Origin of the sequence: Companilactobacillus kimchiensis, from assembly GCF_001438805.1 — a bacterium.
In the GTDB taxonomy this organism is placed as follows: Bacteria; Bacillota; Bacilli; order Lactobacillales; family Lactobacillaceae; genus Companilactobacillus; species Companilactobacillus kimchiensis.
In genome coordinates, this window is sequence record NZ_JQCF01000024.1 from 1 (window position 1) to 18,041 (window position 18,041).

Below are 18,041 nucleotides of genomic sequence, written 5' to 3' on the forward strand. Positions count from 1 at the left end.
AACAACCGAACTTGGTAAAGAACCGTATTTTAATTACTATGGCCTGTTTGATTTGAGTTGAAAGAGCAAAAATAATTATGTTTTAAATTTTTTCTTAACACTAAATTAATGTCATATTGTGACACCCCTGCAATCTATAATAATAATGAAAATACATACGAATAAGTGGGGATTAAATATGGCAGATACGGAATATAAGTCAAATTCATATAGGGATGTCCAAAATATATATCAAACAGTGACAAAATTTGAAAATGATAGCGAATGGCTGTTACCAAAATATACTTGGGATGGTTCACAGGTCAGTGCTTTTAAAAAAATACCGGTTGATGAATTGATCGATCATTTAGGGGCATTCTTGGGAGCTAAATATTCAATGGAACAGTTGTCTGATAGCTATTCTCAAAGTGTAAACGATGGGCTTAATTATTATAATGATAAAATCGACCAGATTAATGATAAGTTTAAACATTTTAAATATTTAAAACGTCATCCTAATGAAGCAGCTTATTGTGAGGTAAATGGCAAATTACCTGAGAAACAACCAATCGATTATAGTGATACTACCGTTAGTCATCGGGGAATAAAAACGGCCATAATTATGATTATTTCTGGAATTGTTTTAGGAACTATTTCTGATCGACCAGGTACACCAGCCGAGGTTTTGAGTATGTTTGCAATACTCGATATCTTTCTTGGTACTATACTGTTGCCGGTAGCTTTACTATTTTCTTTTTTTGCCAAAAGTGGTTTTCACATTTCCCAACCTTGGGCAACTCGGCGAAATATGAAAATAGCGATGGATAGAAAAGCAATTTTAGATGCAGATGAGAAATATCGTAAAGAACATGATTGTAGCGATGAAGCATTGGACAAAGAATTTAAATATACGGCTAGTTTTCCAGCAATTTATTCAACTTATGTATTAAAGATGCAACAATTGCATAGTAGAACCGCAAGTGAATTGAACAAATTGGCTGAAACAGTTCAAAATAATATAATTTTCTTTCCACCAACTATTTCCTCTAATATTCCTCATATGATCGGAATATACATGGAACTGGAGACAGGAGTTGAAACTTGGTATCAAGCACACAACCTTGTTTCACGAAGTGAAGAATTTAAAAAAATGACAGATACAGTTACCCAAGCAATTGAAAAGTCTACAGATAAGATAGTTACCCAGATTGGTAGATCTGCCCAAGATATTACCAATAAACTTAGTGATGTTGATGACCATGTATCTGCCCAACTTGAGCATCAAACGAATGCTATTAATTATTGGGGACGAACACAGACTTCTATTGCAGAAGTGCAAACGGCAGTTATGGTGGATACTGATTATCGCATTGATCAAATTGCACAACATTATCGTAAATAATAGAAAAGAATAAGATTCTTAAACTCAATTATGACGGAGGTGTATTTTAATTTCCCAAATTTTACTCCAGATTAAATCATGTTTTAATTATTTTGTTAATGAAAAATCATTTGTTATTAAACCATTTATTCCACATAATATTTTGGACACAAAGAGCCTATATCAACAGGTATTAGGTTCTTACTCAAGCTTGATTAGTTTCTATATTGTATAATTGAGAACTATTTTATGTTACCGCCTTAAAATAGATATTTAGTATTAATATGTATCTTTCTAAGAATCGACAAAAGCCTGTATTGACTGAAAATATCAGTTAATACAGGCTTTTTGAGTTGAAAACATGTTTTTTCATTAACGGAAACAAATAATCAAAGTGTTAGTTAGTCTGAATCGATAGCAATTCGTGAGCTCAGATTGTGATATTACCGAACGAAAGACGACAGTATTCTAATAGCATTTGAAATAGTCTTATTAGTGGAGTTCTTTTTTTAATCGAATCATATCTTTCAAAACTAATTTATTTTCAATAATGGGTTCATCATAATTATTTACAAAGAAATCATGGTCAACACTGACAACTCGAAAGCCACATTTCTGATAGAGATAAAGTTGGGCAAAGCTAGTACTACCAGTACCAATCTCGATCGTATGATATCGATGTTGTTTCGACCAATCAATTGCAAATTGAATCAACTTTTCACCAAGTCCTTGATTTTGAACTGATTCATCGACGGCTACATTTACTATTTCAATAGTTTCCGGACGAGTATCGATCAGCAATAATACTCCTAAAAGAGTTTCATCATGAACCAACTCAAATTGATAAGCACGGTTTAAATAGCTATTGACTACTTTTCGAGAAGGGTCAGCGTTCAAAAATAATTGATAATGTTGAGCAGTTACTTTCTTGATTGGACGGATCACTAAATTATTTTCTAACTTGACCATCGCCTTGAACCAAGTACTTTGTTGTGGTTAACTCGTTTGCACCCATTGGACCTCTAGCATGTAGTTTTTGGGTACTGATACCAATTTCAGCACCGAAGCCAAATTGCTGACCATCAGTAAAGCGAGTTGAAGCATTAGTGTAAACTACTGCTGCATCGATCTGTTTCATAAATTGACGGCTAGCACTGTAGTTTTCAGTGATAATTGATTCACTGTGTTTAGTGTTGTATTTATTGATATGCTTGATGGCATCATCGAGATTATCAACAATCTTGATAGCAATAATATAATCATCGTATTCAGTGCCCCAGTCTTCTTCAGTAGCCGGAACAATTTCGGGAACAATTGCTTTAGCAAGCAGATCGCCACGAACTTCAACATTATTGGCATTTAGAGCGTCATATAATCTTGGTAAAAATTCATTTGCAATATCTTTGTGCAAGACAACTTTTTCAGCAGCATTGCAGACAGAAGGGCGTTGAACTTTCGCATTGATAATAATCTTCAAAGCTTTGTCGAGATCGGCATCTTTGTCAACGTAGATGTGACAATTACCGGCACCAGTTTCAATGATGGGAACTTTAGCTTTATCAACGACCATCTTGATAAATTTGCCACTACCACGAGGAATTAATACATCGATATAATCTTTTAGTTCCATCATTTTTTGAGCAGTTTCATGACTAACATCGTCAATCAATTGGACAGCATCGGGATTGATGTTGGAGTCTTTCAGAGCAGCACGTAAGGTTTCTGATAAAACGATATTAGAATTGATGGCTTCTTTGCCACCACGTAAAATTACTGCATTACCAGCTTTAAAGCATAGACCTGCAGCATCAACAGTGACATTAGGACGGGCTTCATAAATCATGCCAATTACACCTAAAGGAACTCGTTCTTGAGTGATATCCAAACCACTCATGGTTTCCCAGCCACGAGTAACTTTGCCAATAGGATCAGGTAGATCCATTACTTGGCGTAAGCCGTCAGACATATCATTGATACGGTCAGGAGTTAACAAAAGACGGTCGATCATCGCTTCTTTGATGCCATTTTTTTTGGCAGCAGCAATATCGTCTTTGTTAGCTTCGATTATTTTTCCAGTATTCATTACCAAAGCATTTGCCATATTCAGTAGGGCAGCATTTTTTTGCATAGTACCTAGTTGTCCTAGTTCAAAGGCAGCACTTTGAGCTTTTTTACCCATAGTTTCAAGATCAGTCATATCCATCACTCCTAAAACGCTTTTTAATTTGTCTTAAGTATATCATTGCACAAAAAAATAGTGGACGGCTGTATCCACTATTTAATCTAACGTCTAAGTAATATTTGATTTTTTTTATATCGTCGATTAATGTGTTGCCGTCAACGTAATGATAATTTACCATTATTTTATGTTGCCGTCAACACAAAATGCTAATTATTTAAATTATGTGTAATGTGGTCGATCATTTCAATAAATAGCCGTTGTTCTTCTTCACTGAAACCAGCAGTAGCTTTACGTTCAGATTCAACCCAGATAGCTTCGACTTGTTTAGCAATCTCACGACCATGATCAGTCAGACTGACTAGGGTAACACGTTTATCTTTGGTTGATTTTTCAGTTTTAACTAAATCATTTTTGATCATGCGACTGACTGATTTGGCAATTGTTGAGTGATCGACACACAGAGTTACTACCAGAATATTCTGAGAAACTCCATCATTTTTTAACAGTTCTAACAAGATCATATCTTGACCAGGATAAAGTCCCAAGGGACGCATATTAGTGGTGATAAGATTTTTATAGCTTGTTATAAGGTTAATAATGGCTTTTTCGATAGGGAACTTAGAATTCATTATTATGCCTCCAATAACTTTTAAGGTTTGGTTGGTATTGGTGGTTCACTATTGAGCCAATTCCAATTTTTGTTCCAGATTAGAATGCTGGCTTTATTTTGTTTATTTATGACTTTATATATAATGATCTGAGCTAGAAATAGAAGTATTACTGAAATATAAATTTTAGATCATTAAAAATCAATAAATATTTTCCCCTTTGTGAAGAGAGCTAGTGAACATGTACATTGCAATTACTATTAATTATTTTTAGTATTTAGAAAATAGGGTACCAACTGGTTCGCCAGCCATGATGTTGGTAATGATATCTGGGTCTTTACCATTTGCTAGGATCATCTCTTGGTTGTGTTTCAAAATCAACTCAGCAGCTTTTAACTTAGTAGTCATCCCACCGGTACCGAATTTTGTTCCGTGACCACCAGCGGCGGCGATGATTGAGGGTGTAATGGTGTCAATTCGTTGAATCAATTCAGCATCTGGTACTTTGAGTGGATTAGCAGAATAAAAACCATCAATATCAGACAACATGATTAAAAGGTCAGCGTCAACGAGGTTTGTTACGATTGCTGAAAGTTGGTCGTTATCACCGAATTTAGTATGGTGATCTAGTTCGGAAACAGTGACGGTATCATTTTCATTGACGATGGGGATAGTATTATCCATTGAAAGCAATTCTTGGAAACTATTCATCACATTAGTGTGACTTTCCGGATAATCGATTATATCACGAGTAATCAACATTTGACCCACAGAAACTCCATATTCATGGAAAGCTTCATTATAAATTTGCATCAGTTCAGCTTGACCAACGGCAGCTACGGCTTGTTGACGGGAAATCTTAGTTGGTCGTTTTTCAATTCCTAAAATACCCATTCCGACCCCGATAGCACCGGATGAAACTAAGACGACATCTTTGCCACTTTTTTTCAAATTGCTCAGAACTCGAGCAAGTGATTTAATGACGCTCAAATTTATTTTACTATTCTGACGGATTAAAGTACTTGTTCCAACTTTGACGACAATGCGATTGGCAGTAATGGAGCGTTTATTTTGCATATTTTCTTCCTCATAAAAATATTCATTAACTTTAAAACTAGTAATTAATTCCCAATACTATTACGATAGAACAATAGGTAGAATAAGAAAAGGGTGTATTTCATGTATAAAATATTAATCATGCTTCATGACGGTGACGACTATATCCGAATGAACAAAGTTTACATCGAAAGTATGCCAGTTGCCGGGCAATATTTGATCCATTCTGATGGCTTACCATATTATGTGGAAGAGGTGACCACCTTTGTTGGTTATGTAAGCAGCAAGGGCGCTATTGCTATCGTAGTCGTACATCCAGCTGATAAAGATTCTGAAGTTAACAAATTATATGGTGTCGATATTGTCAGAGATCTTGATGATCCTGAGTATAATAAAAATGAATAATAGTAGACAAGCTAACTAAAATATTAACGTATTTTTAGTTAGCTTGTATTTTTTTATGCTTAATTTTGGGCTTAAATTATGAGAAAAAATGGATACAAAATTAATTCATATCTGGTAAATTGATTTTTAAGGATATGGTATTGTATTGTCCAGAAATGCTACTACCATAGGCTTTGGTAGGATAACTGTGCCGGGCAAAACAAATCAACTCTCTTTGAGCTTGTTTTACCCCCTTTTTGTCCCTAGTATAAAAAAAGCCCAATCATCAAGGATGATTAGACTTAATCGATTAATGCTTTTGAAGATAATATTTCCAATAACGAGGATTTTGTTGGTCAGTTAAATCGTTAGCCCAAACAAATTTACGATAAGGGACATGTTTAGTAAATAAGACACCCTTGTTATAAAAGGCTGGGTGGTTGACCCGTTCTAGGTTAGCTTGGTTGTTAGCATATAATTTTGCCTGATAGGTACCTGCCATAAAGACTAGCCCAACTAACAAGATAATATTGAAAGCAGTTTTAGTGAAAGCGAGGTCCTGTATAGCCGCTAGTACAAATTTCATACCGATTAAATACATGAAGATATAAGTTAAGAAGTACCCACGACAGTTAAGTGGGGTGTTAACGAATAATAGTTGTCCGGCAACAACACCAGTTAATAGGAAGTAAAGCCAAAGGTTGGGATCATTTTTAAAGAAAGTGAAGATACAATAGCCGATAAAAATAATCAACGCCACACTGACGATACCTTCCAAATTACCAAGGCCATTGCTAATAGAATTGTAGTTATAAGAATCGTTAAGTGGAATATTTAATTTTAAATAGATATTTATTCCAATGTAATAGATTAAAAAAGCTGCTGATATTATAGCTAAAATAGTTTTTTTAATTGTTGGGAAACTAGATTTCAAAACTAAAATCAAAATTGCACATAGAATAGCAATTAACAAAGCAACGTTAAAAGTTATTAACCAAAAATGATTAACTTTTGCATAATTGTTCCAGATTTGAGCGGGATCAAAAGTAGTACTGCGATAGGCACTTTGACCACGATATCCGGGATGACTGAACATCGTAACGGCACTGACGATGGTTCCCAAAAAATAGGTAATGTGATAAAGTTTTAAATTTTTTCTAAAGTAAAGCATTACGATGATTCCTAGACAGATGGCTGTTAGAGTCACCGTTTCGGTGAACAAACCGCCAGCCAAGGCGATTAAAAACGTTAGAACGGGCATAAGCTTGTTAAATTTTTGGGTTCGCCCGGCGTTCAAAATCAAAACATAAAATAATACCAAAACCATTGGTGGAACGTAATTAACGAAACCAGCGTTCCAAACGAGAATGTTATTGATAAAGGCTCCTTGTAAGGTGAAAACGAATAAGAGTGATAATAGCAGTGCTGTAATTGTTTTACCGGATAATTTCCAGAGACACCAGATTAGAAGTGTCCATCCCAGAGCGTATCCCAGTGTGGCTAGGGATAAATGACGCATAGTAATAATTTCAGTCAGATTTCCAAAGTAACGACCATTACTACTACCGCCATAAACTGATTGTGGACCGTAGAACATATGATGTACTAAGTATGATCCTTCATCACCCCACCAGAAGTAGTCATCACCAGATGGAATGATTAGAAATCTAAAAATTCCAAAGTATATAAAAGAAACCAAAAATGCTAAAAGCGTAAAAACTTTTTTGGCGTTAAGATTGAGCTTGTTTAACATAATTCCCCCGATAAATTTAATATAAAACATATATTTAATGTATAAACAGTTTAGCATAAAGAATTGTTTAGATTTAAGCAAAAAAAATAAAGACCTACCACAAGTCTTTATTTTTACGGGATATTAATCAGAGCCTACCACTAACTCTGATTCCTAAGCAGTTGAGAAGGAGTACTACTTTTGAAAAGGGTAACAATAAAAATATTGTCAGGTTAATACATCCCGCTTATATAACCAAATTAATTATAAGTCGTATATAAAACTTTTTCTACAATTAAGGAAAAATATTTTGATTATTATAGCAATATATTAAAAATATTCATTATATTGATACATTATTTTGTTCACTTGTCTGATAAACCTGACAAGAAAATTCAACCATGGCATAATCAAAATACAGAGAACTAAGTATCTAGATTATAAATTCAAAAAAGTATAAGTATTTTATATAAAGTTGAAAACATATTGTCCGAGTAATAGGGCATAATGTTCACGATGAAGAGAAATAATTGTATATGAATTTAAGGAATTTCAAATAGAAGGGTGGTTACATTTTGAAACAAGTACGCGTTTCCAACGTTGAACGGGATAACTTTATTCGTTCCGTTGAAGAATCAGTTGGATCCTTCAATTTGGGTTCTGAGGGTTCGTTAATTAACCTAGTGTTTAAGCATTTAAAGCTGTTGGAATATAATGATAATTTAGAAACAGAATTAATCAATTTTCGACGTGAATTATTAGAATATGATATTAATACTGGACATTGCCATAATCGCGATGTTGAAGAGTTATTATTCAAAATCAAAAATCGTAATTTGCCATACATTTAATATAATGTAGGAATATATTTTATTCCTGCATTTTTATTTTGTCTTGATGATATTATTATCAAGAGGTGTCAGCATGGTAAAAATATATCAAAAAATGATTCAGGATGTCCCAATATTGGAAGTTGTTTCAGATAATTTATCGAATGAAAAATTACCATTAATTGTCTTTTATCATGGGTGGAGATCCAGTAAGGAATTGGTGTTGACGCAAGCACGCAAGTTAGCACAAAAAAATATCCGTGTAATTTTGCCTGACGCACTTAATCATGGGCAAAGACATACGGATATTTCATCAATTCCTTCAATGACCTTTTGGAATAGTATTCAGGGAAATTTAGCTGAGTTCTCGTTGATTAAGGATTTTTATTTGAAAAATGATTTGATCAAAGATAACAAGATTGGTGTCGGGGGCTATTCAATGGGTGGAATGACCACAGGGGCTTTGTTGACGGTTCATCCAGAGATCACGGCAGCTGCAATAATTATGGGGACTCCTAATCTTGATGCGTATGCTAAATTAGTGCGACAAGATGCTAAACGGAGAGGAATTTATCTACCTGAAGATATGGAATATTTGACCAGTTGGTTGCAACATTATGATCTCAATCGGCATCCTAAAGCCATTGATCACCGTCCAGTTTTGTTTTGGCATGGAACAGCTGATCCAAGAATCCCTTATCAACAGTCAAAACAATTTTTTGATCGAATCCATTCAGAAAAATTTGCTGAACAAGTGGCTTTTATTACCGGCTACAAAGCTGGTCATTTAGTAGAAACTCGTTTGATGGATAAAATTGCTAATTTCTTTGAATATTACTTGGAATGATCAGTTCTGGGTAAAGCCCTTAACATAATCAGAAAATTAATCAAGCCGAGAATCAGAAGAACAATAAATGCGTGTTGAGTGCCAATGGCAGTGGCTATTTTACTACTAAGGGCAGTATTATTCTGACTCTGGGCAATAATGGCAGAAACAATAGAAGTTCCGGTGGCGCCGGCAAACTGCTGTAAGGTGTTGAAAATGGCATTTCCATCAGCTTGATCTTGACCGGAAAGATATTTCAAACCATTAGTCATAATATTTCCGAAAGCCATTCCCATTCCAAACATATACAGGATGTAAACAAAGATAATTAGGGTATTGCTAAGTTTCAAGCTAAAAATAGTAAAAAGTAAAAGTGAAATATCAGCACAAATCGTACCCAAGAGAATTGGTAAACGTGGACCTAAGTCATCCAAAATTTTACCACCTAAGGGTGCCAAAATAGCGCCAATTACACCAGCGGGAAAGACTGCTAAACCAGCAACGGTGGCTGAATCACCGTTAACCAGTTGAATATAGTTAGGTAGAATAAAAGCGAAACCTAAAGATAGGATTTGGAAGATGAAGAAACTTAGTACATGGCTTCTAAAATGAGGATTGTGTAAAATTTTTAAATTAACTATCGGCTGGGCAATTTTATCGGAGCGTTGAATGAAACCGATTAGGCCACAAATGCCGACAATAAAGGCCATGATGGCAAGTAGATTTATTTGTGCCATATTGCTGAACCCGTAGATTAAACCACCAAAAGTAAACACTAATAATAGCAAACTAACGAGGTCAAATTTGTAATGTTGAATTTGACTTTTTTGTTGGATATTTTTAATTCCTAAAAAGAATGAAATAATCAAAATGGGCAATAGAATAACAAAAATGTAACGCCAGCCTAGAGAACTAACGACTAAACCACCAAAGGTTGGTCCAATAGCAGGGGCTACAGCTGTGATCAGAGTACCAATTCCCATCATTAAACCGATTTTATGCTGCGGAACATTTTCTAAAATAATATTAAACATTAGAGGCAAAGCAATTCCAGTACCCAAACCTTGAATGACTCGACCGATTAACAGGACTGAAAAAAATGGAGCAAGCGCATCAATCAATACTCCCAGAATGAAGAAGAGGTTGGCAGCAATAAAAAGAGTTTTAGTAGGAACGTTCTTTTTTAAGAATGATGACAAAGGAACAATAACAGCGACGACCAAAAGATAAATTGTAGTCATCCACTGAACAGTTGAGGTGGTGACGTTAAATTCTTTCATCAAAGTAGGGAATGATATATTCATCGAAGTTTCAACAATCACACCGCAAAAAGACATGATGCCGGTGGCGATAACGGCCAGTAGAACTTTTAAGGGAATTCTTTCAGATTGATTCATTTAGGCTTCACCTCCGTGGATATAGAATTTTAATATTTTTTCGAAAGTAGCAATTTCAGTAGTAGAAAAATTTTCGACCAGTATTTCTTGACGACGTTTCATAAACTGATTGATCTGTTGTTCCAAATTACGAGATTTTTCGGTTAAATAAACTGATTTTTGTCGGGCATCATCGAGAGACGACTTCCGGTAGAGTAACGACTGCTTCTCCATTCTTTGGAGTAAAACCGTAGCAGTTGAACGTTGAATGAAAAATTCTTGTTCAATATCACGTTGAAATATTTCGGTATTACTCTGCCGGCTTAGGTAATCAATAACTGACATTTGCATCCAGGTCATGTCGTATTTTTTAGCAAAAAGATCTAATTCACGAGTAATCTGATTGGTAGCTATTTTTAGTAAACGGTTGGTATATTTCTCTGACATTAATATTACTCCTTAATAATCGTTAGTTAACTAACGATTAATTATCTTACACTGAGTCAGTAGGCAATACAAGAAGGAAAACAGTTATAATTTAAATATGATTCTTACTCAAAACTAGATAAAGCAGGGATTTATTATAACTTTCGTCGTCCATTCAAATTCATTTTTTATCAATGGAATATGTTTTAAATTAAAAATCCGTATTAACTGAAATGAGAATGTCAGCTAGTACGGATTTAACTATTTTAGAAACGAAACCTTATTTGCCAAATCGACCCACTACGTTCCAGCCAAATTCAATTTTTGTGGAAGACGGAAGTATATAATAATCCCCTCATTGATTTATACTTTAATACTTGAAATGACAGTTTTTAAATTGTTTTATAGGATAAATGTTGCAATCTATTTCTTAAAATTTTTCCACTAGTAGTTTTGGGGAATTTTTCTATTAGCCGATATTCAGTTGGAACTTGATAATTGATCAGATTATGTTGGCCGAATTCTTTTAAATTATCACCAGTCAAAAAGGCATTAGCTCTTAATGTCAAATAGGCAATGGGAATATGTTTACCACTGTTGTCAGTCATACCGACAACACAGATATCAATGAGTCCCTGGATGCCACGATAAATATTTTCAACTTCTTCTGGATAAATAATCTTATCTCCAGAATAGATCAAATCAGCTTGACGTCCTTTTAGATAGAGGAAATTGTCATCATCTAAATAACCAACGTCCCCAGTTTTGAAAAAACCATCGTCAGTAAAACGAGATTGATACAAGGCTCGTTTATTGAGATAACCAATAGCAATTGTGGGAGATTTTACTTCAATAGAACCGATATTATCTTGGTTGATATCAGTGATTCGAACTTGAGCGGTAAAGAAGGGTTGACCACAGGAACCGGCCTTGATCTCTGCATCGTTAAAGTTTAAAGCAGAAATGTTGGAAGTTGTTTCGGTCATTCCATATGATTGTAATACGGGAACGCCGAGCATATTACAACGTAGTAAAGTCCAATTATCAATCAAACCGGTACCTAGGAAAATACATCTGAATTTGTCATTGTAGTTTTTTCCCTGTGGCAAGGCGTTCAAAAGCTTACGTAATAGGGGTGGAGTCAAAGAAATAATCGTTGCCTGTTCATTGATCAAAACCTTATTGATATGTTCAATGTTGAAACCATCAATAAGATAGACCCCAATGCCGTAAACTAAGGAGCGCATGACAATCGAGAAACCAGGAACATTAAAAATGGGCATAGTTAGAACCCAAGTGTCTTGTTTAGTGATCCCGAGGTTTAAAGTGGTACCCATGGCCGAGTAAAAATAGTTTCCATAGGTTAGTAAAACTCCCGTATCGTTGCTATCTGCGTTGGGTGTATAAAAAATTGAGGCTACTTGATTATCGTTAAATTCAGAGATCGACCGATATTTCTTATCAGAATTTAAACTCAGTATTTCTGACATTAATGTTTGATCATAGTTGACTTGGGCCAATTCTGAAGTATCGACAGAATCACTGATCAAAATTGTTTTGGGGCGAGAGTCTTTAATTTGATACTCCAAGGTGTCGGCAGGAAGTTCGGTATCTAGGAAAATCGTCCGTGCCCCAAGTTGTTGGAGTGCTAAAATAGCAACATAGCCATTAAAACAATTATCAGAGAACAAAGCGACAGGATCATTTTTGCGAATTCCGTTAGTAAATAATTTGCTAGCAAATAATTGAACAGTAGAATTAAGCTCACTGAAGGTAAAATCCGCATGTTCTAGAATTAAAGCAATTTTATCAGGATCGAGTTTGGCACGTTTGACTAACCAGTTTTCCAAAATATGACCTCTTTTCCTTTGAAAATTTGATACGATTAAAATACTATAACTTGATTGTAAAGCATTTAAACAATAGAATTGAGTTAATTACTGAAAAAAATTGAGGTACAAAATGAGTTTGCTGGATGATATGGGAATTGAAGTAGTTGAACAGGGAAAACATAAGGTAGTTTTACAGATGGATTTGAATTCAGAACATCTCCAAATGGAAGAAAAAAAGACTGGCAGCATTAATGCGATGTTATCAGAAACAGCTGCCAGTATTGGTGCTAATTTGAATGTTGAGAAAGATAATTCAGCTGCAATTTTGGGTGTTTCTTTACATAATTTGAATAATTTAAAATTAGGAAAGTTAATCGTTGAAGCGATTTCCGTTCGTAATGGTAATAACGTTCAGACTTGGCAAGCAACGACACACTTTGATAAAAGTGCCATTACTAATAGTCTAAGTACGATAACATTAAAAAAAATCCAGATCTAACCACGGTAGATTCTGGAATTGATTATTTCGAAGAAAGCTAGAATTACCAAGCTTAGGCCGAATAATTGATAGATAAAAATGATTGTTTTAGAAGGGTTCAGAATAAACACAATTCCTGCGAGAATCAATAAGGCTGAGTAAAAATAGTCTAAGTAGGGTGTTATCTGAACTCTTTTTGTCATCTCATGAGAATCACGGTATTGGTTGATTCCGTTGACGATTAAGATGATTCCTAAGACTGGTGGTACTAGAGGGACAAAAAATCTAGCAAATAGTAGAACGCCTAGAGCCAGAAATAATGCTCCAACACCTAGGCCAATCGCAATATTATTTTCACCAGTAGTTTTACGAATATACAAACCGTCTATAATGGAAAGAATTCCATAAATTGCGATGTAAGTTGACACAATATAGATGATAATGTCGAAACTTTTAATTGGTTCGATCACAATCAAAATCCCCGCCACTAGTAAAAAAATAAAACGTAGCCAACGATAAAGTTGGAACTGTCTAACCATTTTGAACTCCCCCTAAATAACCTATATTTATATGATAACAGAAAACTTGCAAAATAGAATAAAACCTAAAGCTAACTTTCACAAACTTAGTTATCACTATATAAGTAGTGCCTAATAGCAACGAAGAGCATATTACTTTCATTGTGAAATCAATGTGGTACGTTATAGGTATATGAGATAGTAGGAGGAGATAATTATGACTGTTCGTGCATCTGATAAGATGATTGATGTTCTATCAAAATGGGGCGTAGATAATATCTATGGTTTGCCAGGGGACTCAGTTGATACAACGATTGATGCCTTGTATCGTGCTCAGGATAAAATCAAATTTACTCACGTGTTACATGAAGAAGTAGCGGCTTTGGCTGCATCAGCTCATGCTAAACTGACTGGGAAATTGGGCGTCTGTTTGTCAATTGGTGGACCAGGCGCCATTCATTTGTTGAACGGATTATATGATGCCAAGATGGATCATGCGCCAGTGTTAGCCATTCTTGGACAGGTTCAGTCAAAATTATTGAATACCGATTTCTTTCAAGAAGTTGACACGCACGTTTTGTTTGAAGACGTCGCTGTCTATAATAAAATAATCATGGATCCACAATCTTTACCAAGAATCGTTGATGAAGCTATTAGAACGGCTATTGCCAAAAAAGGTGTTGCTGTTTTGACAATTCCGGATGATATTCCTGCCCATATGATCAAAGATAATTTCACACCTAATGTTGATAATTTCCAAATGAAGAATTATCAAGTTGATGATGATCAAATTAAATCGGTTTTGGACATGATCAAGATTCACTCTAATCCAATCGTGTTAGCTGGAGTTGGTATCAAGGATGCCAAGAAAGAAACCAAAGAGTTCATTGAAAAGTATAAGATCCCGTTGATTTTAACCATGCCGGCCAAGGGATTAGTAGACGATGATCATCCGTATAACCTAGGCCAATTGGGTAAACTGGGAACTAAACCATCCTTTGAAATGATGCAAAAGGCCGATTTAGTTATTATGATTGGGACGGATTATCCGTACTCACCATATTTGAATCAAAAAGTTGATGCTATTCAAATTGACGTCAATGCTGATAGATTAGGCAAACGTCGTCATGTTAACATTGCTATTCAAGCTGATGCCAAAGAAGCTTTAAGTCGTTTGAATGCTTTAGGTGATCCTGTTAAATCACGTCCATTCCTAGATGAAGCTGTTGCAAAAATTGGTCAATGGCGTAGTTGGATGCAAGATGTTTATAGTAAGAAACACACTGGTGTCTTGCCATCATTGATGTTTCATAATATCAGTAAGAGTGCCCCTAGTGACACAATTTGGTCAATCGATGTTGGAACTTCGACTGCTTTTGGGGCTAGGTTCTTAACTGCTAAATCAACTCAGAAGTATACGATTTCTGGTTGGTTAGGAACGATGGGGTGTGCTTTGCCAGGAGCAATTGCTGCTAAGGAGGCCTATCCAGATCGTCCCGTTTATGCAATTTCTGGTGACGGAGCTTTCTCAATGGTTATGCAAGATTTTGCCACAGCTGTGAGATATAATTTGCCAATGATTTATATTGTTTTGAATAATAAATTGTTAGCCTTTATTGAATACGAACAACAATCTGCCGGTCAACAAAATTACGGAATCAGTTTGCCTAAGATTGATTTTGCCAAAATTGCTGAAGCTTGTGGTGGTATTGGTGAAAGGATTACAACGGATGCTGAATTCGAAGCTGCCATTAAGAAATATCGTAATCCGGAGAAACCTGTTTTGTTGGATGTTGCTGTAACTGATGAGGCTCCACTTCCAGGTAAAATTATGATGGATGAAGCACATGGTTATGCTAAGTTTGGATTAGGTCATGTAATCGATAAGAAATCATTACCAGAATTACCACCAATGAAAGAAATTTTACGGTCATTTCTATAAAACCAATTCAAGCTCGAACATAAATAAAAAATAAGTGATGTATTGAGGATAGATAAACCCCAATACATCACTTATTTATTTTGTTTAATTAGTATTCGGAAACATCACTAGCTTTGACAAATTCATTAGTCGAAACTCGATAGTATTTAACGTTATTGATAGTGACAAGCTGATCAGTAAACCAAACAGAATTAGGAGCTAACTCACGTTCCATGACTAGTTTTCCCTCCGCCGTATAAAGTCGTTTGGCAGAATCGCTATTGGTTTGAATATTTTCAGAAATAGCAGTATATGGATAAACTTGTCCTGATTTGACCCATTCATCGGTAGCAACCTGAAAATAACTTTCATTATTAATAGTCATTTGTTCATTGGTGAACCAATCAGTACCGTGACTTAATTCCTGATTATCTAATAATTTCATCAAGTTATCATCAGTTCTGAAATAAAGTGGGACATTATCCTTATCACTATATGTGGCAATAGTTTGGTTAATTTGTTTAGTTTGAATGTTATCAACTGGTTTATTGCCATGGTTGTGATTATTATGGGATGTCGAATGGTGAGCAGGATTGGGATTAGTATCGGGAGTTTTAACAGGTTCTTTACCCGTATAATACATATTTAAGGTGTAAACATCCTTATCTTGAATTCTTCCATTCAAAATGGCAGCCACTAAATTAGTCAACGAAACATCTTTATCACCAAGAGCTTCTTTTAATTGGTCATATTTAATTGGATCCGCAGAAGAGTCTGGTAGAACTAGATTAATTTGACTAGGATCAATTTTCCAAGTGGGGTCAATTTTAGGTTCAGTGACTGAACCAGGAGTGATGGGGCCATCTTTGGGGATCTCAACATCATATTTAGTGGGATTAGGTAATAGGTTGCCATTTAAATAAATATTCTCAATAAAATGAGCTGCAGGGACGGTCGGAATAGTCTTCTTGCCAAAGGGAATAAATATTTCCACACCGTTTTTACCTGAGCCATCGTAAAGGTCTGCAATAGTGGAATTTTCAGAATCATTACCAGTAGTGAAACTAAGGTTGGCTTCAGGATTTTCTTTGGTGCCATTACCGATATTGACCCATTGGTCAGCTTTACTTGATGGAACTACTAATGGAAGGTCCTTGTTATTAAAGTCATTTTGAGGCCCTAAAGTAATAGAATCGAGATCAGTACCTTCAAATAAAGAAACACCATAGCCATCGGTATTAGGACCAGCTGCTTTGATCATATTAAAATTGGAAATATCAATATTCTTGAGCGAGGTATCATTTTCAAAAACAAATCCCATATTTACGACCTTATCAGTAGTGAAGCTTTTAGGAAAGCTTAGTGATTTTAACTTTGGAAGATCAGCAAACATTCCCGTTATATCTAGTGCATTTCCAGTATCTAAATTAGAAAGATCAATGTTGGATAAATTAGAATCTCCGGCGAACATCAGCTCGAAGTATTTAACATTACTCGTATTCTTTGGAAGAGTTATGGTTTCCAGACTAGTATTATAAGAGATAAGCCCCCCCATATTTACTGTATTTCTAGTATCCCAATTAGATAAATCGAGATTGGTTAAACTAGAATCATATTCAAATATTGAGTCCATATTGGTGACGGCACTGACATCCAATTGTGAAACATCAATGTTTACTAATTTTGGATCATGACAAAATAATAAGGAAATATCAGGACATTTGGACAAATCTAAATTGTTTAAACCTTTGACAGTAGTTAGATTTTTCATGTCTCCGAAGTAGCGAAATATACCCGGGGTTACATTAATGCTAGGATTCATTGTAGCTTCAACTTTACCATCCAATGAAATTTCTTTAATGTCATCATCATTATCTCGCCAAGGTTTATCGGTATACATTCCTCCTCCTTGTAAAGTGCCGGGACCGATATGAAGAGTTCCATTATTTGAAATATACCAAAGACTTGTACTATATGTACTTCCTCCGCCATTAGCAATATTGTCTTTAGGGACAGTAAAATCTGATTTATTATCAGGTTGGTTCCCCAATTGTTCATCTGTTGGAGTTGGTTCAGTTATTGTTGGGTTGCCTTTTAAATTTATTGGCTCATTTTCTGGTACTTGTTCAGCTTCGAGTTGATTGGTGTTTAGTTTAGTAATTCCGCCTTCTTGATTACTAGTTAAATCTGAATCTGCAATTTGATCTGGTACATCAGCTTTAACTGGTGCAGTTGTTTCTTCAGGGGTGGAAGTTGATGGAGTCGACTGTGGTTGCTCATTACTAGTAGCAGTAGGTTGTTGTACTTGGTCTTGAGTAATAGGTGTAGAGTTAGGAGCAGTATCGGCTTTAACAGTGATAGAGTTCATTAGGAATAAACCACTGGCAATGGAGAGACTAGAAATAACTATCCAATTTTTCCCGGCTTTGACTAATTTATTTTTTAGTACGTTGTTTGGATCTTGTTTTAACTGTTGGAACCTCATAAATTTTACCTTCAATCCTATAATTAG

At 35.2% G+C, this 18,041-nt stretch carries 16 protein-coding genes; 6 read left to right on the forward strand and 10 right to left on the reverse strand.

The genetic code is table 11. The features are described 5' to 3' along the window. The first annotated feature begins 178 nt into the window (after window positions 1-178). Window positions 179-1,381, forward strand: coding sequence for a hypothetical protein (locus IV57_RS10040; RefSeq protein ID WP_057881389.1), 1,203 nt, complete (start codon window positions 179-181; stop codon window positions 1,379-1,381). 471 nt (window positions 1,382-1,852) lie between these two features. On the opposite strand, the gene IV57_RS10045 is transcribed toward IV57_RS10040, so the two are convergent. The 4 genes from IV57_RS10045 to proB all read right to left on the reverse strand — a co-directional run bounded on the left by IV57_RS10045 (window position 1,853) and on the right by proB (window position 5,227). Continuing rightward, window positions 1,853-2,329 carry a GNAT family N-acetyltransferase gene (locus IV57_RS10045; RefSeq protein WP_057881390.1) on the reverse strand — a complete coding sequence of 159 codons (477 nt, stop codon included), beginning with the start codon at window positions 2,327-2,329 and terminating at the stop codon, window positions 1,853-1,855. Further along, the gene (locus tag IV57_RS10050) at window positions 2,310-3,563 is read right to left on the reverse strand and encodes a glutamate-5-semialdehyde dehydrogenase (protein ID WP_275472416.1); all 1,254 of its coding nucleotides are present in this window, start codon (window positions 3,561-3,563) and stop codon (window positions 2,310-2,312) included. Before IV57_RS10050 ends, IV57_RS10045 begins: the two co-directional genes overlap by 20 nt. Before the next feature lie 185 nt (window positions 3,564-3,748). Continuing rightward, a complete protein-coding gene (locus IV57_RS10055; RefSeq protein WP_057881392.1) occupies window positions 3,749-4,171 on the reverse strand; it encodes a MarR family winged helix-turn-helix transcriptional regulator in 423 nt (140 codons plus the stop codon). Window positions 4,172-4,420: 249 nt separating this feature from the next. Then, window positions 4,421-5,227 (reverse strand): glutamate 5-kinase, encoded by an 807-nt coding sequence (proB, locus tag IV57_RS10060; RefSeq protein ID WP_057881393.1) that lies wholly within the window; start codon window positions 5,225-5,227, stop codon window positions 4,421-4,423. A 102-nt stretch (window positions 5,228-5,329) separates the two neighbouring features. On the opposite strand from proB, the gene IV57_RS10065 reads away from it, so the two are divergent. Next, window positions 5,330-5,611 (forward strand): hypothetical protein, encoded by a 282-nt coding sequence (locus IV57_RS10065; protein ID WP_057881394.1) that lies wholly within the window; start codon window positions 5,330-5,332, stop codon window positions 5,609-5,611. 289 nt (window positions 5,612-5,900) lie between these two features. Here IV57_RS10065 and IV57_RS10070 read toward each other — a convergent pair whose 3' ends face one another. Next, window positions 5,901-7,343: a DUF6056 family protein gene (locus IV57_RS10070; RefSeq protein ID WP_057881395.1), complete on the reverse strand. Its 1,443-nt coding sequence runs from the start codon at window positions 7,341-7,343 to the stop codon at window positions 5,901-5,903. A gap of 554 nt (window positions 7,344-7,897) precedes the next feature. Between IV57_RS10070 and IV57_RS10075 the strand changes: the two genes are divergently transcribed. Both IV57_RS10075 and IV57_RS10080 read left to right on the forward strand, forming a co-directional pair. Next, the gene (locus tag IV57_RS10075; protein WP_057881396.1) at window positions 7,898-8,173 is read left to right on the forward strand and encodes a hypothetical protein; all 276 of its coding nucleotides are present in this window, start codon (window positions 7,898-7,900) and stop codon (window positions 8,171-8,173) included. 73 nt (window positions 8,174-8,246) lie between these two features. Then, complete coding sequence (locus IV57_RS10080) at window positions 8,247-8,999, forward strand: alpha/beta fold hydrolase (protein WP_057881397.1); 753 nt, start codon at window positions 8,247-8,249, stop codon at window positions 8,997-8,999. Here the strand turns inward: IV57_RS10080 and IV57_RS10085 are convergent. The 3 genes from IV57_RS10085 to IV57_RS10095 all read right to left on the reverse strand — a co-directional run bounded on the left by IV57_RS10085 (window position 8,987) and on the right by IV57_RS10095 (window position 12,630). Next, entirely contained in the window at window positions 8,987-10,375 is a 1,389-nt protein-coding gene (locus IV57_RS10085; protein ID WP_057881398.1) for an MDR family MFS transporter, read from the reverse strand. The genes IV57_RS10080 and IV57_RS10085 overlap by 13 nt on opposite strands. Continuing rightward, complete coding sequence (locus IV57_RS10090; RefSeq protein ID WP_057881399.1) at window positions 10,376-10,801, reverse strand: MarR family winged helix-turn-helix transcriptional regulator; 426 nt, start codon at window positions 10,799-10,801, stop codon at window positions 10,376-10,378. A gap of 371 nt (window positions 10,802-11,172) precedes the next feature. Next, the gene (locus tag IV57_RS10095) at window positions 11,173-12,630 is read right to left on the reverse strand and encodes an AMP-binding protein (RefSeq protein WP_057881400.1); all 1,458 of its coding nucleotides are present in this window, start codon (window positions 12,628-12,630) and stop codon (window positions 11,173-11,175) included. Between the two features lie 112 nt (window positions 12,631-12,742). Here IV57_RS10095 and IV57_RS10100 point away from each other — a divergent pair, with 112 nt between their 5' ends. Beyond that, window positions 12,743-13,111, forward strand: coding sequence for a hotdog family protein (locus tag IV57_RS10100; RefSeq protein ID WP_057881401.1), 369 nt, complete (start codon window positions 12,743-12,745; stop codon window positions 13,109-13,111). Here the strand turns inward: IV57_RS10100 and IV57_RS10105 are convergent. Then, window positions 13,108-13,629, reverse strand: a complete 522-nt coding sequence (locus IV57_RS10105; protein ID WP_057881402.1) for a DUF308 domain-containing protein — start codon at window positions 13,627-13,629, stop codon at window positions 13,108-13,110. The genes IV57_RS10100 and IV57_RS10105 overlap by 4 nt on opposite strands. A gap of 196 nt (window positions 13,630-13,825) precedes the next feature. Here IV57_RS10105 and IV57_RS10110 point away from each other — a divergent pair, with 196 nt between their 5' ends. Then, window positions 13,826-15,550 carry a pyruvate oxidase gene (locus IV57_RS10110; protein ID WP_057881403.1) on the forward strand — a complete coding sequence of 575 codons (1,725 nt, stop codon included), beginning with the start codon at window positions 13,826-13,828 and terminating at the stop codon, window positions 15,548-15,550. Window positions 15,551-15,638: 88 nt separating this feature from the next. Here the strand turns inward: IV57_RS10110 and IV57_RS10115 are convergent, their stop codons facing one another. Continuing rightward, a complete protein-coding gene (locus IV57_RS10115; RefSeq protein ID WP_057881404.1) occupies window positions 15,639-18,014 on the reverse strand; it encodes a BspA family leucine-rich repeat surface protein in 2,376 nt (791 codons plus the stop codon). Window positions 18,015-18,041 lie beyond the last annotated feature (27 nt).

Coding starts and splice junctions, on each gene's coding strand:
- IV57_RS10070 (WP_057881395.1), bottom strand. CDS start 7,343: ATGTTAAACAAGCTCAATCTTAACGCCAAAAAAGTTTTTACGCTTTTA.
- IV57_RS10090 (WP_057881399.1), bottom strand. CDS start 10,801: ATGTCAGAGAAATATACCAACCGTTTACTAAAAATAGCTACCAATCAG.
- IV57_RS10065 (WP_057881394.1), top strand. CDS start 5,330: ATGTATAAAATATTAATCATGCTTCATGACGGTGACGACTATATCCGA.
- IV57_RS10050 (WP_275472416.1), bottom strand. CDS start 3,563: ATGGATATGACTGATCTTGAAACTATGGGTAAAAAAGCTCAAAGTGCT.
- IV57_RS10045 (WP_057881390.1), bottom strand. CDS start 2,329: ATGGTCAAGTTAGAAAATAATTTAGTGATCCGTCCAATCAAGAAAGTA.
- IV57_RS10100 (WP_057881401.1), top strand. CDS start 12,743: ATGAGTTTGCTGGATGATATGGGAATTGAAGTAGTTGAACAGGGAAAA.
- IV57_RS10105 (WP_057881402.1), bottom strand. CDS start 13,629: ATGGTTAGACAGTTCCAACTTTATCGTTGGCTACGTTTTATTTTTTTA.
- IV57_RS10085 (WP_057881398.1), bottom strand. CDS start 10,375: ATGAATCAATCTGAAAGAATTCCCTTAAAAGTTCTACTGGCCGTTATC.
- IV57_RS10040 (WP_057881389.1), top strand. CDS start 179: ATGGCAGATACGGAATATAAGTCAAATTCATATAGGGATGTCCAAAAT.
- IV57_RS10110 (WP_057881403.1), top strand. CDS start 13,826: ATGACTGTTCGTGCATCTGATAAGATGATTGATGTTCTATCAAAATGG.
- proB (WP_057881393.1), bottom strand. CDS start 5,227: ATGCAAAATAAACGCTCCATTACTGCCAATCGCATTGTCGTCAAAGTT.
- IV57_RS10080 (WP_057881397.1), top strand. CDS start 8,247: ATGGTAAAAATATATCAAAAAATGATTCAGGATGTCCCAATATTGGAA.
- IV57_RS10055 (WP_057881392.1), bottom strand. CDS start 4,171: ATGAATTCTAAGTTCCCTATCGAAAAAGCCATTATTAACCTTATAACA.
- IV57_RS10115 (WP_057881404.1), bottom strand. CDS start 18,014: ATGAGGTTCCAACAGTTAAAACAAGATCCAAACAACGTACTAAAAAAT.